This window comes from Streptomyces sp. NPDC055400, assembly GCF_053644375.1.
Map to the genome: position 1 here is coordinate 375,388 of NZ_JBSHLM010000001.1, position 23,857 is coordinate 399,244.

At 71.7% G+C, this 23,857-nt stretch carries 22 protein-coding genes; 8 read left to right on the forward strand and 14 right to left on the reverse strand.

Annotated features, from left to right (window positions below):
* Window positions 1-31: 31 nt before the first annotated feature.
* Window positions 32-772, forward strand: coding sequence for a MerR family transcriptional regulator (locus ACWIGU_RS01590; RefSeq protein WP_454396285.1), 741 nt, complete (start codon window positions 32-34; stop codon window positions 770-772).
* 25 nt (window positions 773-797) lie between these two features.
* Here ACWIGU_RS01590 and ACWIGU_RS01595 read toward each other — a convergent pair whose 3' ends face one another.
* The 6 genes from ACWIGU_RS01595 to ACWIGU_RS01620 form a co-directional block, all read right to left on the reverse strand.
* Window positions 798-2,987, reverse strand: a complete 2,190-nt coding sequence (locus ACWIGU_RS01595; protein WP_454396287.1) for a 3-hydroxyacyl-CoA dehydrogenase NAD-binding domain-containing protein — start codon at window positions 2,985-2,987, stop codon at window positions 798-800.
* A gap of 197 nt (window positions 2,988-3,184) precedes the next feature.
* Window positions 3,185-4,405, reverse strand: coding sequence for an acetyl-CoA C-acetyltransferase (locus tag ACWIGU_RS01600; RefSeq protein ID WP_454396289.1), 1,221 nt, complete (start codon window positions 4,403-4,405; stop codon window positions 3,185-3,187).
* Window positions 4,406-4,471: 66 nt separating this feature from the next.
* The gene (locus ACWIGU_RS01605) at window positions 4,472-5,614 is read right to left on the reverse strand and encodes an acyl-CoA dehydrogenase family protein (RefSeq protein WP_454397226.1); all 1,143 of its coding nucleotides are present in this window, start codon (window positions 5,612-5,614) and stop codon (window positions 4,472-4,474) included.
* 20 nt (window positions 5,615-5,634) lie between these two features.
* Complete coding sequence (locus ACWIGU_RS01610) at window positions 5,635-6,660, reverse strand: LLM class F420-dependent oxidoreductase (RefSeq protein WP_454396291.1); 1,026 nt, start codon at window positions 6,658-6,660, stop codon at window positions 5,635-5,637.
* On the reverse strand, window positions 6,660-7,796 hold the full coding sequence (locus tag ACWIGU_RS01615; RefSeq protein ID WP_454396293.1) for a CaiB/BaiF CoA transferase family protein: 1,137 nt from the start codon (window positions 7,794-7,796) through the stop codon (window positions 6,660-6,662). The genes ACWIGU_RS01610 and ACWIGU_RS01615 overlap by 1 nt, the downstream gene beginning before the upstream one ends.
* A gap of 191 nt (window positions 7,797-7,987) precedes the next feature.
* Complete coding sequence (locus ACWIGU_RS01620) at window positions 7,988-8,308, reverse strand: MmcQ/YjbR family DNA-binding protein (protein ID WP_454397228.1); 321 nt, start codon at window positions 8,306-8,308, stop codon at window positions 7,988-7,990.
* Window positions 8,309-8,519: 211 nt separating this feature from the next.
* Between ACWIGU_RS01620 and ACWIGU_RS01625 the strand changes: the two genes are divergently transcribed.
* Window positions 8,520-9,722, forward strand: coding sequence for a saccharopine dehydrogenase family protein (locus ACWIGU_RS01625; RefSeq protein ID WP_454397230.1), 1,203 nt, complete (start codon window positions 8,520-8,522; stop codon window positions 9,720-9,722).
* Between the two features lie 32 nt (window positions 9,723-9,754).
* Here the strand turns inward: ACWIGU_RS01625 and ACWIGU_RS01630 are convergent, their stop codons facing one another.
* Window positions 9,755-10,459, reverse strand: a complete 705-nt coding sequence (locus ACWIGU_RS01630; protein WP_454396295.1) for an endonuclease V — start codon at window positions 10,457-10,459, stop codon at window positions 9,755-9,757.
* A 55-nt stretch (window positions 10,460-10,514) separates the two neighbouring features.
* Between ACWIGU_RS01630 and ACWIGU_RS01635 the strand changes: the two genes are divergently transcribed.
* Entirely contained in the window at window positions 10,515-10,814 is a 300-nt protein-coding gene (locus tag ACWIGU_RS01635) for a YciI family protein (RefSeq protein WP_356271531.1), read from the forward strand.
* Between the two features lie 15 nt (window positions 10,815-10,829).
* On the opposite strand, the gene ACWIGU_RS01640 is transcribed toward ACWIGU_RS01635, so the two are convergent.
* The gene (locus tag ACWIGU_RS01640) at window positions 10,830-11,933 is read right to left on the reverse strand and encodes a WD40/YVTN/BNR-like repeat-containing protein (RefSeq protein ID WP_454396297.1); all 1,104 of its coding nucleotides are present in this window, start codon (window positions 11,931-11,933) and stop codon (window positions 10,830-10,832) included.
* Between the two features lie 236 nt (window positions 11,934-12,169).
* Between ACWIGU_RS01640 and ACWIGU_RS01645 the strand changes: the two genes are divergently transcribed.
* On the forward strand, window positions 12,170-12,586 hold the full coding sequence (locus ACWIGU_RS01645) for an SsgA family sporulation/cell division regulator (RefSeq protein ID WP_454396299.1): 417 nt from the start codon (window positions 12,170-12,172) through the stop codon (window positions 12,584-12,586).
* Window positions 12,587-12,607: 21 nt separating this feature from the next.
* Here the strand turns inward: ACWIGU_RS01645 and ACWIGU_RS01650 are convergent, their stop codons facing one another.
* Window positions 12,608-13,453, reverse strand: coding sequence for an isocitrate lyase/PEP mutase family protein (locus ACWIGU_RS01650; protein ID WP_454396301.1), 846 nt, complete (start codon window positions 13,451-13,453; stop codon window positions 12,608-12,610).
* A gap of 90 nt (window positions 13,454-13,543) precedes the next feature.
* Window positions 13,544-14,278 carry a GOLPH3/VPS74 family protein gene (locus tag ACWIGU_RS01655; protein WP_454396303.1) on the reverse strand — a complete coding sequence of 245 codons (735 nt, stop codon included), beginning with the start codon at window positions 14,276-14,278 and terminating at the stop codon, window positions 13,544-13,546.
* 305 nt (window positions 14,279-14,583) lie between these two features.
* On the opposite strand from ACWIGU_RS01655, the gene ACWIGU_RS01660 reads away from it, so the two are divergent.
* From ACWIGU_RS01660 to ACWIGU_RS01670, 3 genes are all read left to right on the forward strand, one after another.
* A complete protein-coding gene (locus tag ACWIGU_RS01660) occupies window positions 14,584-16,218 on the forward strand; it encodes an ABC-F family ATP-binding cassette domain-containing protein (protein WP_454396305.1) in 1,635 nt (544 codons plus the stop codon).
* Window positions 16,219-16,345: 127 nt separating this feature from the next.
* Window positions 16,346-17,122 carry a dimethylargininase gene (gene ddaH / locus ACWIGU_RS01665; protein WP_454396307.1) on the forward strand — a complete coding sequence of 259 codons (777 nt, stop codon included), beginning with the start codon at window positions 16,346-16,348 and terminating at the stop codon, window positions 17,120-17,122.
* A gap of 164 nt (window positions 17,123-17,286) precedes the next feature.
* Window positions 17,287-18,264: an acyl-ACP desaturase gene (locus tag ACWIGU_RS01670; protein ID WP_362901818.1), complete on the forward strand. Its 978-nt coding sequence runs from the start codon at window positions 17,287-17,289 to the stop codon at window positions 18,262-18,264.
* Between the two features lie 42 nt (window positions 18,265-18,306).
* Here ACWIGU_RS01670 and ACWIGU_RS01675 read toward each other — a convergent pair whose 3' ends face one another.
* Window positions 18,307-18,546, reverse strand: a complete 240-nt coding sequence (locus tag ACWIGU_RS01675; RefSeq protein WP_454397232.1) for a WhiB family transcriptional regulator — start codon at window positions 18,544-18,546, stop codon at window positions 18,307-18,309.
* Window positions 18,547-18,730: 184 nt separating this feature from the next.
* Window positions 18,731-19,522 (reverse strand): VOC family protein, encoded by a 792-nt coding sequence (locus tag ACWIGU_RS01680; RefSeq protein ID WP_454396309.1) that lies wholly within the window; start codon window positions 19,520-19,522, stop codon window positions 18,731-18,733.
* A gap of 324 nt (window positions 19,523-19,846) precedes the next feature.
* Here ACWIGU_RS01680 and ACWIGU_RS01685 point away from each other — a divergent pair, with 324 nt between their 5' ends.
* Window positions 19,847-21,073 carry a glycoside hydrolase family 64 protein gene (locus ACWIGU_RS01685; protein WP_454396311.1) on the forward strand — a complete coding sequence of 409 codons (1,227 nt, stop codon included), beginning with the start codon at window positions 19,847-19,849 and terminating at the stop codon, window positions 21,071-21,073.
* 12 nt (window positions 21,074-21,085) lie between these two features.
* Here the strand turns inward: ACWIGU_RS01685 and ACWIGU_RS01690 are convergent, their stop codons facing one another.
* Both ACWIGU_RS01690 and ACWIGU_RS01695 read right to left on the reverse strand, forming a co-directional pair.
* Window positions 21,086-22,675 (reverse strand): GMC family oxidoreductase, encoded by a 1,590-nt coding sequence (locus ACWIGU_RS01690; RefSeq protein ID WP_454396313.1) that lies wholly within the window; start codon window positions 22,673-22,675, stop codon window positions 21,086-21,088.
* 95 nt (window positions 22,676-22,770) lie between these two features.
* Window positions 22,771-23,853 (reverse strand): LLM class flavin-dependent oxidoreductase, encoded by a 1,083-nt coding sequence (locus ACWIGU_RS01695; protein ID WP_454396315.1) that lies wholly within the window; start codon window positions 23,851-23,853, stop codon window positions 22,771-22,773.
* Window positions 23,854-23,857 lie beyond the last annotated feature (4 nt).

A 23,857-nucleotide genomic window follows, 5' to 3' on the forward strand; every position in this document is an offset into this window, starting at 1 on the left:
AGGACGCGGGACCCGAGAAGCGAGGCGCAGCATGACGACGGACACCGGGGAGCCGACGCTCACGGTCGACGAACTGGCCGCGCGTGCGGGCGTCACCGTCCGTACGATCCGCTTCTACAGCACGAAGGGCCTGCTCCCGCCGCCCGTGATCGGGCCGCGCCGCGTCGGGCACTACGGCCGTGACCACCTCTCCCGGCTCGCGCTCATCGAGGAGCTCCAGCACCAGGGCATGACGCTCTCCGCGATCGAGCGGTATCTGGAGCAGCTGCCGACGGACCTGAGCGCGGACGACCTGGCGATCCATCGCGCGCTGGTGGCGAGCTGGGCCCCGGACTCGGCGGAGGACGTCACGCGGGCGGAGCTGGAGCGCCGGGCCGGGCGGGCCCTGTCCGGGGAGGATCTGGACCGGCTGGCCGCGATGGGCGTCGTCGCGTACCTGGAGGACACCGACAGCCTCCGCGTGGACCCCGGTCTGCTGCGGCTCGGGGTGGAGCTGCTCGGGGTGCCGATCGCGCACGAGACGATCCTCGCGGCGCGCACCGTCCTCATGGAGCACACGAGGGACGCCGCCCAGGAGCTGACGCGGCTGTTCCGCGACGAGGTGTGGGGGCCCTACCGGGAGCGCGAGCCGAACCCCGAGGATCCCGCGCACGTGGCGGCGATGAAGTCCCTGTCGGCCCATATGCAGCCGATGGTGGTGCAGGCCCTGGTGACCGCGTTCCAGCGGTCGCTGAAGGAGCAGCTGCGGGAGGCGTTCCGCGCCGAGGGCTGACCCCCGGCGCGGAACCCCGTGACCGTCAGGCGTCGGTGAAGGTCTCGCCCTTCTCGGCCTTCTCGACGAGCAGCGCGGTCGGCTGGAAGCGCTCGCCGTAACGCTCGGCGAGCTCGCGCGCGCGGGCCACGAAGCCGGGCAGGCCGGCATCCTCCCCGGCGTAGCCGTCGTAGCCGTTGATGTACTGGAGCACGCCGCCGGTCCAGCCGGGGAAGCCGATACCGAAAATGGAGCCGATGTTGGCGTCCGCGACCGAGGTCAGGACGCCCTCCTCCAGGAGGCGCACGGTGTCGAGCGCCTCGGAGAAGAGCATGCGCTCCTGCATGTCCTTGAACGGGATCTCGTACCCGGGCTTGGTGAAGTGCTCGCGCAGGCCCGGCCACAGACCGGCACGCTTGCCGTCCACGTACTCGTAGAAGCCCGCGCCGCCGCTGCGTCCGGGACGGTCGAACTCCTCGACCATGCGGTCGATGACGACGTCCGACGGGTGGCCCGCCCAGGTGCCGCCCGCTTCCTCGACGGCCCGCTTGGTCTCGTTACGGATCTTGCGGGGCAGCGTCAGCGTCAGCTCGTCCATCAGGGACAGGACCTTGGCCGGGTAGCCCGCCTGGGCGGCGGCCTGCTCGACGGAGGCGGGCTCGATGCCCTCGGCGACCATCGCGACGCCCTCGTTGATGAAGTGACCGATGACGCGCGAGGTGAAGAAGCCGCGCGAGTCGTTCACGACGATCGGCGTCTTGTTGATCTGGCGGACCAGGTCGAAGGCGCGGGCGAGCGCCTCGTCACCGCTGCGCTCGCCCTTGATGATCTCGACGAGCGGCATCTTGTCGACCGGCGAGAAGAAGTGCAGTCCGATGAAGTCCTCGGGGCGCTCGACGCCCTCGGCGAGGAGGGTGATCGGCAGCGTCGAGGTGTTGGAGCACAGCAGCGCGTCGGGCTCGATGACGTGCTGGATCTCCTTGAACACCTTGTGCTTGAGCGCCGGGTCCTCGAAGACGGCCTCGATCACGGCGTCGCAGCCCGCGAGGTCCTGCGGCTCGGCGGTGGGTGTGATCCTGGCGAGGAGCGCGTCCGCCTTCTCCTGGGTGGTGCGGCCGCGGGAGACGGCCTTCGCGCAGAGCTTCTCGGAGTAGCCCTTGCCCCGGGCGGCGGCGTCGGCGGTCACGTCCTTGAGGACGACCTCGATGCCGGCGCGGGCGCACGAGTAGGCGATGCCCGCGCCCATCATGCCGGCGCCGAGGACGGCGACCTTGCGGACGGGGCGCTTCTCGATGCCCTTCGGCCGGTTCGCGCCGGAGTTGACGGCCTGGAGGTCGAAGAAGAACGCCTGGATCATGTTCTTCGCGGTCTGGCCGGTCACCAGCTCGGTGAAGTAGCGCGCCTCGATGGTCAGGGCCGTCTCGAAGTCGACCTGGGAGCCCTCGACGGCCGCGGCGAGGATGTTGCGCGGGGCCGGGTAGGGGGCGCCGTTCGTCTGCTTCTTGAGGTTGGCCGGGAAGGCGGGCAGGTTCGCCGCGAACTTCGGGTTGGCCGGGGTGCCGCCCGGGATGCGGTAGCCGGGCTTGTCCCAGGGCTGCTGCGACTCGGGGTTGGCGTCGATGAAGGCGCGCGCCTGGGCGAGCATCTCCTCGGGGGTGGCCGCCACTTCGTGGACGAGGCCGTTCTCCAGGGCGCGCTTCGGGGTGTACTGGGTGCCCTGGAGGAGCACCTTCAGCAGAGCGTCGGCGATGCCCATGAGGCGGACGGTGCGGGTGACGCCGCCGCCCGCGGGGAGCAGGCCGAGCGTGACCTCCGGGAGGCCGATCTTGGAGCCCGGGGCGTCGAGGGCGATGCGGTGGTGGGAGGCGAGAGCGATCTCGTAACCGCCGCCCAGGGCCGCGCCGTTGATCGCCGCGACGACCGGCTTGCCGAGCGTCTCGATGCGGCGCAGGGAGTTCTTGATGCCGGTGCCGGTCTCGAACGCCTGCTGGGCGTTCTCGGGGCCGACCTTCATCATGTCCTTCAGGTCACCGCCCGCGAAGAACGTCTTCTTGGCGGAGGTGTAGATGATGCCGCGGATTCGCTCGCGCTCGGCTTCGGCTCGGTCGGCGATCGCGGCGATGGAGTCCTTGAACGCCTGGTTCATCGTGTTCGCGGACTGGTTGGGGTCGTCGAGAACGAGCGTGACGATGCCGGTCTCGTCCTCTTCCCAGCGGATTGTTGTGCTCTCGGTCATGTGTGTCTCCGTGAAGTCTTGTGCGGGGAGGGCGGTGAGGCGGGGGTGGGCTGGGGTTGCGTCTCTGGGTGGGAAATGCCGCCCGGAGGGCGTGCATTTCAGGGGCGCGGGGCTGTATCGCTTTGCGGCGCCGCCGCGTGGGCGCGACCAGCCACAGACGACCCGCACCCGGCAACGACGAGGCAGCCCGACGGCGCTTAGCCGGAAACCCGTTCCACGATCGTGGCGATGCCCATCCCCCCGCCGACGCACAACGTCGCGAGCCCGTACCGGAGGTCCCGCCGCTCCAGTTCGTCGATCAGCGTGCCCAGGATCATCGCGCCGGTCGCCCCCAGCGGGTGCCCCAGAGCGATCGCGCCGCCATTGACGTTCACCTTGTCCAAGGACAGCCCCATGTCCCGCACGAAGCGGAGCACCACCGCCGCGAACGCCTCGTTGATCTCGACGAGGTCGATGTCGTCGATGGTCAGGCCCGCCTTGGCGAGGGCCTTTCGGGTGGCCGGCGCGGGTCCGGTGAGCATGATGGTGGGCTCGGAGCCGGAGACCGCCGCGGAGACGATCCGCGCGCGCGGAGTCAGGCCGTGGCGCTCGCCGACCTCCTTGGTGCCGATGGCGACGAGGGACGCGCCGTCGACGATGCCGGAGGAGTTGCCCGCGTGGTGGACGTGGTCGATCTTCTCGACCCAGTGGTACTTCTGCAGCGCGACGGCGTCGAAGCCGCCGAGGTCACCGATGTCCGCGAACGACGGCTTCAGCTTGGCGAGCGAGTCGGCGGTCGTGCCGGGGCGCAGGAACTCGTCGTGGTCGAGGACCGTCAGGCCGCTGCGGTCCGTGACGGGCACGACGGAGCGGGCGAAGCGGCCGTCCTTCACGGCGGAGGCCGCGCGCTCCTGCGAGAGCGCCGCGTACTCGTCGACGTCGCGCCGGGAGAAGCCCTCGATGGTGGCGATCAGGTCGGCGCCGATGCCCTGCGGGACGAAGCCCGTCTCGTAGTTGGTCATCGGGTCGGCGAACCAGGCGCCGCCGTCCGAGGCCATCGGGACCCTCGACATCGACTCGACGCCGCCGGCGAGGACCAGGTCCTCCCAGCCCGAACGGACCTTCATCGCCGCCAGGTTGACCGCTTCGAGACCCGAGGCACAGAAGCGGTTCTCCTGCACACCGGCCACCGTGTCGGGGAGCCCGGCCGCGATGGCCGCGATCCGCGCGATGTCGGAGCCCTGGTCGCCGACCGGGCCGACGACGCCGAGCACGATGTCGTCGATGGCGGCGGGGTCGAGGTCCGGGAAGCGCCGCCGGACCTCGTGGATCAGTCCGACGACGAGGTCGATCGGCTTGGTGCCGTGCAGGGCGCCGTTCGCCTTGCCGCGTCCGCGCGGGGTGCGGATCGCGTCGTACACGTACGCTTCGGTGCTCACTCGCTTGCCTTTCGATGAGGGTGGGCCGGGCAATGAGGTGGGCCGGGCCGGGAGGGCGGTGGGGAATCAGCCGAGCAGGGAGCGCCCGATGATCTCCTTCATGATCTCGGTCGTGCCGCCGTAGATCGTCTGGATGCGTCCGTCGGTGAAGGCCTTGGCGACGCGGTACTCCGTCATGTAGCCGTAGCCGCCGTGGAGCTGCAGGCAGCGGTCCGCGACGCGCTTCTGGAGCTCGGTGGCCCACCATTTGGCCATCGAGGCATGGACCGCGTCGAGTTCGCCGTTGGAGTGGTCGACGATGCAGCGGTCCAGGAAGGTCCGGGTGACGGCGCACTCGGTGGCCATCTCGGCTATCTCGAACCGGATGTGCTGGAGCTTGGCGAGCGGGCGGCCGAAGGCCTCGCGCTCCTTGACGTACGTCGTGGTGATCTCCAGGAGGTACTCGGCGGCGGCGATCCCGGCGACGGCGATGCCCATGCGCTCCTGCGCGAGGTTCGTCATCAGGTGGACGAAGGCGCCGTTGAGCTCGCCGAGGAGATTCTCCTTCGGGACGCGGACGTCGTTGAAGAAGAGCTCGGCCGTGTCCTGCGCCTTCTGGCCGATCTTGTCGAGGTTGCGGCCGCGCTCGAAGCCCTCCGTGCCGCGCTCGACGACCAGGAGGGACAGGCCGTGGGCGCCGCCGTCGGGCGTCGTCTTCGCGACGACGATCACGAGGTCGGCGAGGATCCCGTTCGAGATGAACGTCTTGGAGCCGTTCAGCACCCAGTGGTCGCCGCGGTCCTCGGCCGTGGTGCGGATGCCCTGGAGGTCGGATCCGGCGCCCGGCTCGGTCATCGCGATGGCCGTGATCAGGGAGCCGTCGCAGAAGCCGGGCAGCCAGCGGCGCTTCTGCTCGTCCGTGGCGAGCGACGTCAGATACGGCCCGATGATGTCGTTGTGGAGCCCGATCGCGAGGCCGGCGGCTCCCGCGCGGGTGAACTCCTCGGCGAGTACGGCGCTGTAGCGGAAGTCGGCGTTCCCGCCGCCCCCGAACTCCTCGGGCACGGCGAGCCCGAGCAGGCCCTGCCGGCCGGCCGCGAGCCAGGCCTCGCGCGAGACGATGCCGTCCTTCTCCCACTGCTCGTAGTGCGGGGTGACCTCCTTGGCGAGGAAGGTGCGCACGGTCTCGCGGAACGCGTCGTGCTCCTCGGTGAAGATCTGCCGTTCCATTGCCATCGTGGTGCCCTCCCCTACAGCCAGTTCCTGACGGTCTCGACCAGCCGGGCGGGCTCGGGCCCGACCGGGATGACGTTCAGCATGGTGACGCCGGCGGCGCGGAAGGCCTCGACACGCTCGCGCACGTAGCTCTCGGGCCCGCACAGGCTCATGAGCTCGCAGAACTCGTCCGGGACGGCGGCCTCGGCCTCCTTCTTCTTCCCCGAGAGATAGAGCTCCTGGATGAGCTTGGCCTCCTTCTCGTAGCCGTAGGCCACGGCGAGGTCGTTGTAGAAGTTCTTGCCGACCGCTCCCATGCCGCCCACGTAGAGGGCGATGTTGGGGCGGGCGAGGTCGCGAGCGGCTGCCGCGTCCTCGCCGATGGCGAGCAGTCCGCCGGCCACGACCTGGAGCGGCCCGAGCTCGGGCGCGCGCTTGGCGGCGCCCTCGGCGAGCGGGGTGCCCCACACCTGGTGGGCCTTCTCGGGAATGAAGAGCGTGGGAAGCCAGCCGTCGGCGGTCTCGGCGGTCATCCGCACGTTCGCCGGGCCCAACGAGGCGACGTACAACGGCACTTCGGGGCGTACCGGCTTGGAGAGGATCTTCAGGGGCTTGCCGAGCCTGCCGCCCTTCTCCGGGGGCAGCGGCATGTCCGTGATGCCGTGGTGGTCGATGACCTCGCGGCGCAGGATGCGGCGGGTCAGCTCGATGGTCTCGCGGGTGCGGCCGAGCGGCTTGTCGTACGCCTTGCCGTGCCAGCCCTCGACGACCTGCGGGCCCGACGCGCCCAGGCCGATGATGGCGCGGCCTCCGGAGACGGCGTCGAGTCCGGCGGCGGTCTGGGCGATGAGGGCGGGGGTGCGCGAGTAGACGTTGAGGATCGCGGCGCCGATCTTCATGCGCTCGGTACGGGCGGCGAGATAGCCCATGATCGTGGGCGAGTCGAAGCCGTAGGCCTCCGCGACCCAGACGGCGTCGAGGCCCGCCGACTCGAGCGCGGCGGCGTCGTCGGCCGCCTGCCGGGGGTCGGCTGCGTAGGCGAGGGGTGCGGACAGCTCCATCAGTTCTCTTCCTTCGTCAGGCTCGGTACGTCCCAGTCACGGGCCACCCCGGCGGTGTCGGCGCCCGGCTGCGCGGGGCCGCTGCGGACGGAGGTGGGGGTCGCGGAGAAGCGGGGTGCGGGGGCGGGCTGGGTGATGCCGCCGTGGTCGGTGAAGGTGCCCCGCGCCGCCAGGTGGGGGTGGCCGGGCGCCTCGCGCAGGGACAGGACCGGCGCCACGCACGCGTCGGACTCCTCGAAGACGGCGGTCCACTCCTCGCGGGTACGGGTCTTGAAGCGGGCGGCGACGGCGTCGCGCAGCTCGCCCCAGCGGGCGAGGTCCTTGCGGGCGGGGGCCGTGTCCCCGATGCCGAGGAGTGCGATGAACTCGTCGTAGAACTGCTGCTCAAGGGCGCCGACCGCCATGTACTGGCCGTCGGAGGTCTCGTACGTCCCGTAGAACGGGCAGCCGCCGTCGAGGAGGTTGCTGCCGCGCCGGTCCTGCCAGCCGCCGGCCGCGAGCATGCCGTGGATCATCGCGGCGAGGTGCGAGGCGCCGTCGACGATCGCGGCGTCCACGACCTGGCCCGCGCCGGTGTCGCGCGCGTGGTGGAGGGCGGCGAGGATGCCGACAACGAGGTAGAGCGAGCCGCCCGCGAAGTCCCCGACGAGGTTCGCGGGGACGGTCGGCGGCTCGTCCGGCTTGCCGATCATCCCGAGGGTGCCGGTGAGGGCGATGTACGCGATGTCGTGCCCGGCGCGCTCGGCGAGGGGGCCGTCCTGGCCCCAGCCGGTCATGCGTCCGTAGACGAGGCGCGGGTTGCGGGCGTGACAGGCGTCGGGGCCGACGCCGAGGCGCTCGGCGACGCCCGGACGGTAGCCCTCGATGAGGACGTCCGCCCTGGTGACGAGGTCGAGGACACGCGAGGCGCCGTCGTCCGCCTTGAGGTCGATGATCACGGAGCGTTTGTTGCGGTTGGTGATGTCGTACTCGGGGTCGATCGCGAGCCCGGCGCCTCCGGGGCGGTCCACGCGCACGACATCGGCGCCCAGGTCGGCGAGGAGCATCGCGGCGAACGGGCCCGGGCCGATGCCCGCCAGTTCGACCACGCGCACCCCGGCGAGCGGGCCGCCGTCCGTCATCCCTGCCACTGCCATCGAGCCCCCAGCACTGTGACACAACTGATGTAACACCAGCGATGCTAAGAACGTGTTCCACTCAGCACAACCCCTGACGAGCAAGCGCTTAGTAATTTACGACGCACTGCCGCGGTGTTGCCAGGAGGCACGTATGGATTCGGGGTAACTCGCCTGAAACGGGATGCCGTCACGTCCGGCCGGGGCGGCGCTCATCGCGCGTCCAGCTCGGCGACGAGCTTCTTCGTGGCCACCGTCCGGTAGCTCTCCTCCACCCAGTCGCAGAGCAGCGCCGCGCCCGGTGCGTCCTTCACGTCCAGCGGGATCTGTACCCAGCCCGCCTTGCCGAGGCCGTATCCGGCCAGCTGGGCGCCCGGGGTCGTGAGCGCGTGCGCGTGGGCCTCCTCGTCCTTGAGCTTGACCGTGAGCCCCATCGGACAGCTCCCGTCGTCGACGCCGAGGAACACGAACACCTTCTTGTTCACCTTCGCGACCGTCTCGCCCCACGGGAAGTCCTCTGTGGCACCCGGCATCCCGAGCGCGAACTCCCGTACGCGCGCCCATGTCTTGAGCGCCCGCTGCGACGGGTTCTTCGGCCCGGCCACGACGACCTCCCGCTCCAGGCGGGGCCCCTGCACCTCCGCTCACCCCTCACGCTAGCCTCGGCCACCGACAACGGCGCGGGGCGCAGGGCTGAGGGGTGTCATGACCAGGCAGGACAGCGGGCACGGCAAGGACCGGGACATGCGGGACAGGCCCGGCAGAGCCGACGGGGCGGGCCGCGAGTACGACATCGTGCTCTTCGGGGCGACCGGGTTCGCCGGCGCGCTCACCGCCGAGTATCTGGCGGCGCACGCGCCCGAGGGGCTGCGGTGGGCCGTCGCGGGGCGTGACACGGGGAAGCTGGAGCGGTTGCGCGAGCGCCTCACCGCGATCGACCCCGCCTGCGCCGTGCTGCCCCTGGTCCGCGCGGACGTCGCCGACCCGGCGTCCCTGCGCGCCCTCGCGGCACGCACGCGCGTGGTGGCCACGACCGTCGGCCCGTACGTCACGTACGGCCAGGACCTGGTGGCGGCGTGCGCCGAGGAGGGCACCGACTACACGGACCTGTGCGGCGAGCCCGAGTTCGTCGACGTCACATACGTCCGGCACGACGCCCGCGCGCGGGAGACCGGGGCGCGCCTCGTCCACGCGTGCGGCTTCGACTCGATCCCGCACGACCTGGGCGTGCTCTTCACGGTGGGTCAGCTCCCCGAGGGCGTGCCGCTGCGCATCGACGGGTTCGTGCGGTCGAACGCGACGTTCTCGGGCGGCACGTTCGCGTCCGCGCTGACGCAGTTCTCGCGGGGCCGGCAGATGCTGGCCGCGCAGCAGGACCGGCGGCGGCACCAGCCACGCCTCGTCGGCCGCAGGGCGTACGCGCCGACGGGCGCGCCCCGCTACGCCAAGGAGGTCGACGCGTGGGCGCTGCCGCTCCCGACGATCGACCCGCAGATCGTGCAGCGGTCCGCGCGGGCCCTGGAGCGCTACGGTCCCGACTTCCGCTACCGGCACTACGCGGCGGTGCGGCACCTGCCCGTCGCGTTCGGCGGCGTCGCGGCCACGGGCGCGCTGTTCGCCGCCGCCCAACTGCCGCCCGCGCGCAGGTGGTTGTCCGATCGGCTCAAGCCGGGTGACGGCCCGGACGAGGCGCGGCGCGCGGCCAGCTGGTTCTCGGTGCGCTTCGTCGGCGAGGGCGGCGGCCGCCGCGTGTACACGGAGGTCTCGGGCGGGGACCCCGGCTACGACGAGACGGCGAAGATGCTCGGCGAGTCGGCCATGTGCCTGGCCCTGGACGACCTGCCCGAAACCTCGGGCCAGGTCACCACGGCCGTCGCGATGGGCGAGGCCCTGACGGCCCGCCTGCGGGACGCGGGGATCACGTTCCGGGTGGCGGCCACGCGGTAGGGGAGGGTGCGCGCTGGGGACGCGGCACGTCGCTACGCGCGCGTGGCGCCCTCCTGGGCCTCCGCCAGTGCTCGCCTGCACAGGGCGTCCGCTCTGCGGGTCGTCTCGGGCTGGCGGTAGTCCGGCGTGAGGCTCAGGGTGTGGGCGCACGCGGTGTCGAGGCTCGTGCGGTGGCCGACCGAGACGTAGACGGGCTTGACGCCGTCGCGGGTGCGCAGTGCCCGGCCGACCTCCTCGTCACCGTCCAGCAGGGGCGCCGTGCTGCCGCGCGGCGCCGCCGGCTCCTCGTGCGTGAAGGTGAACGGGTTCTTCGCGACGCCGATCGTGGGCAGCCCCGTCAGGACGCCGAGGTGGCTGGCGAGGCCGAAGCGGCGCGGGTGGGCGAGGCCGTACCCGTCGCAGACGACGAGGCCGGGGCCGGACTCGAGGCCCTCCAGGGCGGCGATGACGGTCGGGATCTCGCGGAAGGCCAGCAGGCCCGGCACGTACGGGAAGGAGATCCGGCCGACGGCCGTGGACTCCTCGACGACGTCGAGGGTCGCCGCGTCGAGCACGACGGCCGCCGCCGCGACGAGGTCGCGCTCGTCGTCGTACGCCACGTCGACACCGGTCACGAGTCCGGTGCCGGGCGGGGGCCCCGGCTCGTCGAGGACGACGCGGGCGCGCAGTTCGTCCTGGACCGCGCGGGCGGCGCGCTCGTCGGCGGGCCAGTCGGCGAGGATCTGTTGGTGGCTCATGATGGCGACCACCATAGGGCCGGGGCGCCGGCGCGCCACGGGTAGCCTGGCGATCATGTTTGTACTCGAACTGACCTACACGGCCCCGGTCGAGCGCGTCGACCCGCTGCTCGAAGCGCACGTCGCCTGGCTCGACGAGCAGTACGAAGCCGGCGTCTTCATCGCTTCCGGCCGCAAGAACCCCCGCGACGGCGGGATCATCCTCGCCGTCGGGGACGACCGCACGCGGATCGAGAAGATCACGGCGGCCGATCCCTTCGTCACCGGCGACGTGTGCACGTACCGCGTCACGGAGTTCATCGCGACGAAGACGGCACCCGAGATGGAGCGATTCCGGCAGCAGTTGGCCGGCTAGCGGGCCCACCGCAGGTCACCGTTCGAGCCGGGCGACGCGTCCCTTCTCGCCCGAGGCCCAGCACGCGCCGTCGTGCGTGCAGTCCGCCGTGTCGTACGAGCCCGTGCCGACGGTGCGCCAGGTGCGGCCCGCGTCGAGGGTGAGGTCGGTCCCTGTCGGGCCGACCGCGAGGGCGCTCGTCCGGCTGTGCGGGAGCCAGGTGACGCCCGAGCGGTAGGCGGGGACGGCCGCGGCCGACGGCGTCCAGGTGCGGCCGCCGTCGCGCGTCGTGGCCGAGGCCCGGGGCGACGCCTGGTCCGCGCGGTAGTCGCCGCCGACCGCGAGGCCGTGCGTACGGTCACGGAACGCGAGCCCGAAGACGCCGCGCGCGGGGTCGCCCCCCGGGATCGGGGCGTCGGTCGCCCGCCAGGTCAGGCCACGGTCCGACGAGTGCAGGACCCGTGCGCGTGCGGCCCCGCCCGTGGCCAGCCACACATCGCGCGGACCGGAGCTGACCAGGCACTGGCCGCTCGCCGCGAACCCGGCCTCGCCCTCCTGCGCCGCGGGCATTCCGTCGCTGGGCAGGACGTTCCAGGTGCGTCCTGCGTCGCGCGTGGACAGGATCCGGTACTTGCCGTCGACGGGGTCGCTCATCGCGAGGCCGTGGCGGGCGTCGAAGAACGTCAGGCAGTCGTAGAACGCCTTCGGGTCGGGGTTGCGGAACGACTCGGTCCAGGTGGCCCCGCCGTCGTCCGTGCGGAACACCCGCGAGGCGTCTCCCTCGCCGATCGCGAGGACGACCGCGCGCCTGCTGTCGGAGGCCTCGATGTCGCGGAACTCCAGCTCGCCCGCGCCGGGCGGCGACACGTTCCGCCAGTGGGCGCCCCCGTCCGCGGTGCGAAGGACCGTGCCCTTGGTCCCGGCCACCCAGGCGGCGTCGCGGTTCACGGCGGCAAGTCCCCGGAACCGCGCGTCGGTGCCGGATTCCTTCAGCGCCCAGTGCGGGTTCGCCCGCGCCTGCCCTCCGTCGGCCCGCGCACCGGCGGCCTGCGCCGGACCCGCCGGAGCGAACGCGAGGGCGAGTGCCGCCCCGGCCAGCCCCATGGACACCATGCGTCGCGACTTCCCCATGCCCCTCATGGCGGGCGAAGCTAGCCCACTCCCCCGGCCCCGTCCAGACGGCCCGCGCCGCAGGGAGCGGAGACCGGTGACAGAGGTCACTCACCTTTCCTCTGCCGTTCGGTGCACGGATTCCCTCGTTCCGCCGTCTCTTCAAGTGGCGGGGAGTCCCACCCGTCGTCCGACTTGCCGACCGACCCGCCGTCCGAGCCGTTGCCCGAACCGCCGTCCGTTCAGCCGTCACAAGGGAGCAGGCGTTGTCCACCGTCATCGAGCAAGCCGTAGAGGCCCGTCTCGTCGCCGCCGCGCCGCGGATGTCGACCATTCCCGCGACGTTGCGCTACGACATGCGGGACCCCTTCGCCGTGCGCATGTCGTTCCCCGCGCCAGCCACGCTCGAGGGCGTCGACGTGAGCTGGACGTTCGCCCGCGAGCTGCTCTCGGCCGGGGTGCGGGAGCAGGCCGGTGCGGGCGACGTCCGGGTCCGGCCGTACGGCTACGACCGCACGGTCCTGGAGTTCCACGCCCACGAGGGCACCGCGATCGTGCACATCCGGACCGGCGAGCTGCGCCGCTTCCTCAGCAGTACGGCGGCGATGGTGCCGGTGGGCGACGAGCATCTGCACGTGGACCTGGACGGCGATCTGGCGGAGCTGATGCGGGACGCGTACTGACCAGAGCTCCCTCCACCGGGCTCAACTCCCGTCACCGAGCAGGGCGTTGAGCTCTCCGTACTCGAGCCCGCCGGTCAGACTCTCGTACGTTCCCTGGTTGAGCAGCTCCCGGGCCGCCCTGCGGACGAGGGCGTGCGCGGCCTGCGCGATGCCCGCGCCGACGCTGATCCGGGCGACCCCGAGCGCGGCGAACTCGGCCACGGACGGCGCCCCGGGCCCGGCCATCACGTTGAGCGGCCCCTCGACACCGGCGACGAGCGCCTTCACGGTCACCGGGTCGACGGCCCCGGGCACGAAGATCCCGTCAGCACCCGCCGCGAGGTAGGCCGCGGCCCGCTCCAGCGTCGCCGCGAGCCACTCCTGCGGCTCCCCCGGACCCATCAGATACGTGTCGATACGCGCGTTCACGAACAGCGCCACGCCCTCCGCGTCCGCCGCGGCACGGGCCACCGCGATCCGCTCCGCCTGCGCCTCGACGGGCCGCAGCGGCGCGCTCCCGCCGTGCCAGGCGTCCTCGATGTTGACGCCGACCGCTCCGGCGTCGAGCACGGCGCGCACGGTGAGGGCGACGTCCTGGGCCGCGTCGGCGTATCCGCTCTCGATGTCCGCCGTCACCGGCACGTCCACGGCGGCGGCGATCCGCGCGACGGCGTCGAGCGCCTCGTCCCTGCCGAGCCGGTCCCCGTCCGCCGCGCCGAGGTCCCAGGACAGTCCGGCGCTGGTGGTGGCGACGGCGACGGCTCCGGCGTCCGCGACGATGCGGGCACTCGCGACGTCCCAGGCGTTGGGCAGGACGAGCGGGCGGCCGGCGACATGCCACGAACGGAAGGCCAGGGCCTGGTCATTGAGGTGCGTACGGTTCGTCATGCCGTACAGCCAAGCATCCGGCCCCCGCGTGCAGCTGGCAGGAATCCGACACGTACGTGTGACCCACGCTCAACCCCGCGCACCCGCTGTTCAGCCCCCGCCGCCCCCGCCCGCCGAGGCCCGCGACGCCTCCGCCGCCTTGACGGCCTCCGCGAGCGCGGCACGGATGTCGCGCAGGCTCTGCCGCAGTTCGGGGGAGATGCCGCCGGCGCGAGCGGTGAGGTGGTCGAGGCGGTCCTTGTGTGTGCGCCTGGCCTTGCCGGGGATCAGCCGGCTCAGCTTGCCCGTGGCGGCGAGCACCGCGAGTACCGCGTCGTCCTCGTCCACCCGGCCGACCGGCTCGGCCCCCTCCAGCGCGCCGAGCACCTCGGCCCGCAGCACCTCGACGTAGCCGGCGCGCTCCAGGCCGTAGCGGGTCACGGGGAAGATCCCGAGGACGCGCTTGCGCTCGGCCGACAGATAGCCCTCGGAGGCGAGTTGGCGGCGCAGGGTGTCAAGGGTGGCGCGGGCGCGGTAGCCGATCCAGGCGCGCCAGGTGCGCGGCCTCGACTCCTCGGCCAGCTCCATCAGTTCGTCGAGAACGGGGTCGCCGGTACGAGCGTCGAACACCGGGGTGACGACGCCGTCCACGTCGCTGATGATGCGACGCCGGGCCAGTTCGACGAGGGCTGCGGCGCGGACGGCGAGCTCGATGTCGGGGGCGCCGGAGACCCTGCCTTTCTCCGTGTCGAAACCCAGCAGCAGGAGCCGGGCGGGCAGCGAGAGCGAGCCGTGGGGCACGGGGGTCTCCTCCTGCGGGGTAGGGGCGAGGGCGTGAGGGCTCACGATATTTCGTTGACGGCCCACAGCCACCTTCGTACGGTGGACAGCGTTCCCGTTGATCCTGTTGTCGTCGATCGGAGTAGGACGTTGCTCTTCTGAGGTTCTCGGACACCGCGTCACGCGGCCGCACCCCACCGGTGCGCCACGTGTCCTGCGTGTGCGACCTCGGATGACCGAGCCGTCCTCCCGCCTGAATCCGGCACAGGACTGTCCTTCGCACCCTGTGCGCTCTCGCTGCTTCCGGCTGTGGTCGTCCGCGGTGTCCCCATGCGCTGCCCACCGTTCCCACCGAGCGACCGCGAGGCCGTATGTCTACCTCACCCACCTCCATCACCTGCACCTCCCTCACCTACGCCTGGCCCGACGGCACCCGGGTCTTCGACGGTCTCCAGGCCGCGTTCGGACCCGGCAGGACCGGGCTCATCGGCCTCAACGGCGCGGGAAAATCAACGCTGTTGAAGCTGATCTCCGGAGAACTCACCCCGGCGGACGGCGCCGTGAAGGTGGCGGGCGAGATCGGCTGTCTGCCGCAGAACGTCACCCTCGAAACCTCGCTGCGCGTCGACGAGGCCCTCGGCATCGCCGGTGCCCGCGCCGCGCTGCACGCCATCGAGGCGGGCGACGTGCGCGACGAGCACTTCGCCGCGGTCGGCGACGACTGGGACGTCGAGGAGCGCGCCCTCGCGACCCTCGACGGGCTCGGTCTCGGCCGCATCGGTCTCGACCGCACCGTCGGCGAACTCTCGGGAGGCGAGTCCGTACTGATCCGCCTCGCCGCGCTGCTCCTGCGCCGCCCCGACGTCCTGCTGCTCGACGAGCCGACGAACAACCTCGATCTGGCCGCCCGCAGACACCTGTACGCGGCCGTCGAGGCGTGGCCGGGCGTCATGGTCGTGGTCAGCCACGACCGTGAACTCCTCGAACGGGTCGACCAGATCGCCGATCTGCGTGCGGGTGGCCTCGTTCGCTTCGGCGGGAATCTCTCGGCGTACGAGGAGGCGCTCGCGACCGAGCAGGAGGCGGCGGAGCGGATGCTGCGGGTCGCCGACGCCGACCTGAAGAAGCAGAGGCGCGAACTGGCGGACGCCCAGGTCAAGTTGGCCCGGCGCAAGCGCTACGGACAGAAGATGTGGGACACCAAGCGCGAGCCGAAGGCGATCATGGCCCAGCGCAAGCGGCAGGCCCAGGTCTCGGCGGGCAAGCACCGCCAACTGCACGAGGGCCGGCTCGCCGAGGCGAAGGAGCGGCTCGACGAGGCGGTGGAGGCCGTGCGCGACGACGACGAGATCCGCGTCGATCTGCCGCACACGGCGGTGCCGCCCGGCCGTTCCGTGTTCACTCTGTGCGGGCTGAGGATGGCCTACGGGGCGCGTGTGGAGGGCGAGTTCGAGGTGCGCGGACCTGAGCGGATCGCGCTCGTGGGGCGCAACGGTTCGGGCAAGACCACGCTCCTGCGCACGATCGCCGGGGATCTCGAACCCGTCGCGGGCGAGGTGGTCGCGCATGTTCCGCTGCGGTTCCTGCCGCAGCGGCTCGACGTGCTCGACGAGGACCTGACCGTCGCCGAGAACGTGGCGCGGCTCGCTCCCGGAGTGACGAACAACCGCGTCAGGGCACGGCTCGCCCACTTCCTGTTCAAGGGGGCACGGGCCGATCAGCCGGCGGCGACCCTCTCGGGCGGCGAGCGGTTCAGGGCGACCCTCGCGGCGCTGATGCTCGCCGAGCCGGCACCCCAGCTGCTGATGCTCGACGAACCGACGAACAACCTCGACCTGGCGAGCGTCCGGCAGCTGACCACGGCGCTGGAGTCCTACGAGGGCGCGCTGCTCGTGGCCAGCCACGACCTGCCGTTCCTGAAGTCCATCGGGGTCACGCGGACTCTGCTCATGGAGGGAGGCCGGCTGCGGGACGTCACGAAGGGGGAGGCCGGATACGGCGGGTAGCTGCCGCGTCGGGCGGGCGGGCCGAAACGGGGCGCGGGGATTCCGTCACCGGCGCCGGGCTGTGCATGATGTGCGCGCCGGACCATGAACCCGCCCACGAGCCGTCCAGTCCCGAGGAGAGCCGCCCGTGCCCAGCCAGAAGGCCTTGATCCGCCGCCCCGGACCCCGCCTCGCGGACGGGCTCGTCACACACGTCGAGCGCACGCCCGTCGATCCGGAGCTGGCGCTCACGCAGTGGGAGGCCTACGTCGCGGCGCTCGGGGAGCACGGCTGGGAGACGGTCGAGGTCGGAGCCGCCGACGAGTGCCCCGACGCGGTCTTCGTCGAGGACGCGGTCGTCATGTACCGCAACGTCGCGCTGATCGCCCGGCCCGGCGCCGCGTCCCGGCGTGCGGAGACGGCCGGCGTCGAGGAGGCCGTGGCCCGGCTCGGCTGCTCCGTGAACCGGGTGCGGGAACCCGGCACCCTCGACGGCGGCGACGTCCTCAAGGTCGGCGACACGATCTACGTGGGCCGTGGCGGGCGCACGAACGCGGACGGCGTGCGGCAGCTGCGGGCCGTGTTCGAGCCGCTCGGGGCGCAGGTCGTCGCCGTACCGGTCAGCAAGGTGCTGCATCTGAAGTCGGCGGTGACGGCCCTGCCCGACGGCACGGTCGTCGGGCACGAGCCGATGGTGGACGTGCCGTCCCTCTTCCCGCGCTTCCTGCCCGTCCCGGAAGAGGCCGGCGCCCATGTGGTGCTCCTCGGCGGCGGGAAGCTCCTGATGGCGGCGAGCGCGCCGAGGACGGCGGAGCTGTACGCGGATCTCGGCCTGGAGCCGGTTCTGGTGGACATCGGCGAGTTCGAAAAGCTCGAGGGCTGTGTGACGTGCCTCTCAGTCAGGCTCCGGGAGCTGCACTCCTGAGGCGCAATGAAGCCATAGAGGCCCCTGCGACCGGAGGGGCCGGTTCCAGGGGGCCCTTTACAGAGGGTTTAACCTACGGCAACGTAACCTACGACACCGTAGGTACAACCGCTCGTGCCTGCGATTCGACTCCTCGCACTACTCCCGTCCCCCCTGGAGCCCTCGTGACCATCACCTCTCCCCACCTCGGCAGCTCGTCCTCCACCTGGACGGACGCCCAGCTGCTGTACGCGTTGGAGGAAGTGGTCGAGAAGGAACTGAACCGGCACCTCAAGGTGGCCAAGGACTGGATGCCGCACGAGTACGTGCCGTGGGCCGACGCCCGTAACTTCCCCGGCTTCTTCGAGGACGGCGAGGCCTGGGCGAAGGACCAGTCCAAGGTCACCGAGATCGGCCGGATCGCGCTCGTCGTCAACCTGCTGACCGAGGACAACCTCCCCAGCTACCACCACGAGATCGCCTCCCTCTTCGGCCGCGACGGCGCCTGGGGCACCTGGGTGCACCGCTGGACCGCCGAGGAGGGCCGCCACGGCATCGTGATGCGCGACTACCTGCTGGCCTCGCGCGCCGTCGACCCGGACCAGCTCGAGCAGTTCCGCATGGCGCACATGGCCGAGGGCTTCGAGTCGGACAACCGGCACTCGATGCTGCACTCGGTCGCGTACGTCGCCTTCCAGGAGCTCGCGACCCGCGTCTCGCACCGCAACACCGGCCACCAGTCGGGCGACCCGGTCTGCGACCGCATGCTGGCACGCATCGCCACCGACGAGAACCTGCACATGGTCTTCTACCGGAACCTGCTCGGCGCGGCCTTCGAGCTCGCCCCCGACCTCACGATGCAGGCCGTGCGCGACGTCGTCGTCAACTTCCGGATGCCCGGACACGGCATGCCCGGCTTCGAGCGCGCCGCCGCCCAGATGGCCATCGGCGAGATCTACAACATGCGCATCCACCACGACGACGTGATCCAGCCCGTGCTGCGCTTCCTGAAGGTCCTGGACATCGACGGGCTCGGCCCGGAGGGTCTCAAGGCCCAGGAGGAGCTCGGTCTGTACATGGGCGGCCTGGACAGCGAGGCCTCCAAGTTCGACGAGAAGCTCGCCGCCCGCAAGGCCCGCATGGCGGCCCGCGCCGCGGGCTGAGCCCCGCGCGGCAGGCCCCGCACACCGAGCGCCGCGGCTGGTTCAGCCGCGGCGCAGCTGGTGGCGCTCCTTCTCGGAGAGACCTCCCCAGACGCCGAAGCGCTCGTCGTTGGCGAGCGCGTACTCCAGGCAGGCGGAGCGCATCTCGCACCGGCCGCAGATGCTCTTCGCCTCGCGTACCGAGCTGCCGGGCTCGGGAAAGAAGAAGTCGGCGCCCGTCTGGGCACACAGCGCCGCGTCCTGCCAGGAGGGGACGGACACTGCCGCGCCCTGCGGGTTCATGGCCTGCCGCGCGGAGGCGGGGGCCCCGGGAGCGCTCGTGACGGGGCGCAGCGTGTGGTTCGAGTACATGCCACTGATCGTGCCGCGTGGCGAAAAACAGACGATCAACGACTGATCAACGCGGCGCGCCGGGCGGATTCGGCCTGAGCCCGCCCGGCCCCCGCGGGCCATGCCCGGACCCGGCTCAGGTCTGGTTCGGGTCTCCCTTGATCACCGCGAAGCGGGCGCCCTGCCGGTCGGTGAGCTTGGCGATGCGGCCGACGCCCGGCAGGTTCGTGGGCGCGAGGCGCACCTTACCGCCGAGCTCCTGCGCCCGGGCGGCGATCGCGTCGACGTCCGGCACATGGAAGTACGGCGACCAGTGCGCCCCGATGTCGGACTCCGCCGGGTCGTCGCCCAGCGTGACCATCCCGCCGAACATGTCGTCCTCGCCCGTCCCCGCCGGATTCACCGTCACATAGATGCCTCCGGGGAACGGCACGTCGAACGTGCCCCAGCCGAGCACCGAGCCGTAGAAGTCCTTCGCCACCGCGACATCCGGGGTGTACAGCTCGATCCAGTTGAGCGAGCCGTCCTCCGTGGCGAGACCCAGGCCCTTGTTCCGACCGGGCTGCCACAGGCCGAACGTCGCCCCGGCGGGATCGGCGATGATCGCCATGCGGCCCAGGTCCGTCACGTCCATGGGCCGGAAGGGCGCGGATCCGCCGGCCTGCTCGGCGGCCTTCACCGTCGCATCCGCGTCCTGCGTCTGGAAATAGACGGTCCAGGACGGCGGCGCCTGGTCGGGCGTGACGGTCATGCCGCCGGCGACGGTCTTGCCGTCCAGCTGGAACAGGCCGTAACCGCCGACCTCGGGGCCGCCCGACTGGAACTGCCAGTCGAAGAGCCCGCTGTAGAAGGAAACGGCGGCGTCGAGATCCGGGGTTCCGAGATCCAGCCAGTTCGGCGAGCCGTCGACGAAACGGGTGGTGAGCATGGTGCCCTCCTCGTTGAGGGTGCCCCCCTTGCAGGGGTCCCGTTGTCTGCCTCACCGAGTCTGGCACCGCGCACTGACAATGGCCGTTCCACGCGCCGTCACCACGCACCGTCGCCGCTCCGGACCGGCGCCGAGCCGCCGATGAGCCGCCGATGAGCCGCCCACCAGCCTCGACCGTGCCGCCACACAGCCGGCGCCCGGCATCACCAGGCCATCGCCAAGAGTTGAACGGTCCACAGAAATGGGAGCGCTCCCCGTCACAAGTCTTGACCCGTCGCGCCGCACTCGCAACAGTGGGGCTCCCCCACATCTCAGGAGTCCTCCGTGATATCGCGCAGACTGTTCCTGACCGGCGCCGCCACGGCCGCCACCGCACTCACCTACCCGGTCTGGGGCAGCGCCCTCAGCCCGGACGCCAAGGCAGCACCCGCCACCTGCGAACTCGCCCTGCAGAACAAGTCGTTGCCCGGCACCGTGCGTGCCTACGTCACGGGCCACGAGCAGGGCACCGACCGCTGGGTGCTGCTCAAGCCCGACGGCGGGGTCTATCACCCCGACTCGCCGTCAGCCCCGCAGACTCCGCTGCCCGTCGACTGCGCCATCCCGCTGGGCGCGGCGGGTTCGGCGCCGAAGATCCTGACGCTCCCTCAGATGTACGGCGCCCGCGTCTACTTCGTACGCGACACCACGCTCGACTTCTTCCTCAACCCGGGTCCCGCACTCGTCGAGCCGGCCTTCGCGACCTCAACCGACGCGAACTACGGGAAGACCTGGTCGTTCTGTGAATTCACCTTCAACTCGGACCAGTTGTACGCGAACATCAGCTACGTCGACCTGGTGACGGCCCTTCCCATCGGCCTGACCCTGGAGGGCGACGCCACGCACACCGTCGCGCCCCTCCCGGACGGCGCGGTGGACAGGATCGCCGCGGATCTCGCGGCCCAGACCGCCAAGGACGGGCAGCCCTGGGACAAGCTCGTCATCCGCGGAGGCGACGGCAAGGTCCTGCGCGTCATCTCGCCGCAGAACCTGATGGCCCCGTACTTCGACCGCCCCGACGAGATGCCGTTCCGGGACGTCTGGGACAGCTATGCCGACCAGGTCTGGGAGAAGTACCGCACGACGGACCTGAAGATCGACCTCCAGGGCGGCCGGGGCGTGTTCACCGGTCGCGTCAGCGGCGACACCCTCACCTTCAACGGGGGGCACAGCTTCCCCAAGCCCGCCTCGAAGGACATCTTCACCTGCAACCACGGCCCGTTCGCCAACAACCCCGGCGACCCCGACGACAAGAAGGGCCTCCTCGCCCGTCTCGCCGCCGGGTTCAACCGCAGCATCATGCTGACCCACCCGGAGCAGCCGAACGGCACCACGACGGCCGACTACTACCAGGGTGACGTCACCAACCACTGGTCACGGGTCGTGCACGCCAACTCGCCCATCGGGTACGCCTTCCCGTACGACGACGTGCGCCCCGACGGGCAGCCGGACGTGTCCGGCGCGGCGCACGACGGCAACCCGCGGCGCTTCACGGTCAGCGTCGGATCGTAGGTCCCGGACGGCTCACGCCCCGGCGTCCTCGCGGATGAGCTCTGCCGCCTTCTCCGCGAGGGCGACGGTCGGGGCGTGGGTGTGACCGCGGGTGATGCGCGGCATCACCGAGGCGTCGACGACGCGCAGGGCCTCCACTCCCCTGACCCGCAGGCGCGGGTCGGTCACCGAGCCCTCGTCGGCGCCCATGCGGCAGGTGCCGACCGGGTGGTAGAGAGTCTCGGCACCCGAGCGGATCACCTGCGCCAGCTCCTCGTCGCCGACGGCCCCCGGGTAGGGAGCGAGGGGCCCGTCGGTGTACGGGGCGAGCGGCTCGGCCGCGAGGAGTTCCTCGGCGCGGCGCACTCCGGCCATCAGCGTGCGCAGGTCCTCGTCACGGGCGAGATAGCCGGGGTCGATCAGCGGCCGCGCCGAGGGGTCCGCCCCGCCCGGGGTGATGCGGCCCTCGCTCGCGGGCTGGAGCAGGACGACGCCGATCGTGATGCCGTGCTCGACGGGCGGGGTGAGCCCATGGTTGACGAACGGCACGGGAGCATAGATCAACTCGATGTCGGGGGAGGCCAGTTCGGGGCGGGTCCTGATGAAGGCGACCGCCTCGCCGACGTTCGACGTGAGCGGTCCGCGCCCGGCGAGGAGGAAGCGGCCCACATTGGTGAGGGAGTCCGCGCCGGTGAGGGTGACGGGCCGGGGGCAGCGCATCGTGACGGCGAAGGAGAGATGGTCCTGGAGGTGACGGCCCACGTCGGGGGACGCGACGCGGACGTCGATCCCCGCCTCGGCGAGCTGCCCGGGGTCACCGACGCCCGCCTGCTGGAGCAGCTGCGGTGAACCGATGGCGCCCGCACTGAGGATCACCTCGCGGCGGGCGCGCAGGATGCCGGGGACCCCCTCGGCGACGACGCCGGCCACGCGGGTCCCGTCGAAGTCGAGGCGCGTGACCCGGGCGTCGGTGTGGATGTGCAGGTTGGGCCGGCGCGCGGCCGGTTTCAGATAGCCGTCGGCCGCGCTCCACCGTCGGCCGCGGCGCTGGTTGAGCGGGGTGAGCGCGAAGCCGCCGTGGTCCTCGTGGTTCAGCTCCGTCAGCTCACGCAGACCGGCGGCGCGGCAGGCGTCGAGGAACGCCGACGTCGTCACGTTCGGGTCACGCGGCGGGGAGATCCAGAGCGGGCCCAGGGTGCCGTGCGGCGAGTCGGCCCGCCGGGTGCCCGCCCAGCGTTCGGCGCGCTGGAAGTAGCGCGCGAACTGCTCGTACGACCACCCCTCGCCGGCCGCCTCGCCCCACGCGTCGTAGTCGTCCCGGTGGCCGCGCACCCACATCATGGCGTTCATCGAGGAGGAGCCGCCGAGCGTGTGGCCGCGCGGCCAGTACAGCTCGCGGCCGTCGAGCGCGGACTGCTTCGACGTCGAGTAGTCCCAGTCGTACGGCGTCCGGAACAGCTTCGGGAACGCCGCCGGGATACGGATCTCGGGTTTGCGGTCGCGCGGGCCCGACTCGACGAGCGCGACGCGCACGGCCGGATCCTCCGACAGCCGCGCGGCCAGCACACAGCCGGCCGACCCGGCCCCGACGATGACGTAGTCGTACTCACTGTCCTTGCTCAACTCGGCTCCAGGTGTGGGTGGTTGGGGCTACGCAGTGATCCCCGCCGTCCCTGGAGGTGTACACCCGCGATGTACTCCTCGGTAGGCCCTTCGCACTACCCCCTCACCACCCCCAACGCCGGCAGGACCGTCTCGGCCACCCGGTACGCCTCCTCCAGGAGCGGGTTACCCGACAGGATGAACGTGTCGACGCCCAGGTCCTGGTACTCCTTGAGGCGTTCGACGACTTGGGCCGCCGATCCGACGACCGCCGTGCCGGGTCCCGGACGGAACAGGCTCATGCCGGGCCAGAGGTTCGGATGGGTCTCCAGCTCGCGCGCCCTGGCCGGGACACGGCCGCCGTGCTGGCGGAACTGCCGCTGCCAGCCGACCCCGTCCTCGCCCGCGCGCTCGCCGAGCTGCCGCCGGTACGTGGCCTCGGAGGTCACGTCGAGGAGCCGGTCGGCGGCGGCCCATGCCCCGTCCTCCGTGTCGCGGACGATGAGGTGGAGACGCAGGCCGATGCGCAGGGTGCGGCCGTGGGCGGCGGCGCGCTCGCGGACGCGGTCGAGCTTCTCCTTGAGCAGGTGGGGAGGTTCGCCCCAGGTGAGGTAGACGTCGACGTGTTCGGCGGCCATCTCGATGCCCGGCGCGGACGAGCCGCCGAACCACAGCGGGACGTGCGGGTCCTGGACGGGCTTCAGGTCACGGAAGGAGGCGCCGGCGTCCTTGAGGTCGTAGAAGCGGCCCTTGTGGTCGAAGATCTCGCCGGCGGTGAGGCGCTTCACGATCGACCAGTACTCGGCGCTCAGTTCGTAGCGCTCGTCGTGCTCGACGTGGAGGCCGTACTCCTGGAGGGACTTCGTGGAGCCGTTGACGACGTTGAAGCGCAGACGGCCGCCGAAGAGCGTGTCGAAGCTCAGTGCCATCTTCGCGAGGAGCGTCGGCGAGATCAGGCCGGGGTGGACCGCGAGGAGCGGTTTGAACGCGGTGCTTGTCGAGGCCGCGAGCGCGCTGCCCAGGGGCCAGACGTCGTACAGGTCCGTGGCCAGCAACGCGCCGGAGAAGCCGAGGCGTTCGACGGTTCCTGCGAGCCCGCTGAGGTAGCCGAGGTCGACCTGCCTGCGGCCTTCCGGCTCCCAGGGGTAGGCGCCCTCGCGCGGGATGATGTACCAGAGGACTTCGGGTGCGGCGGCCATGGCG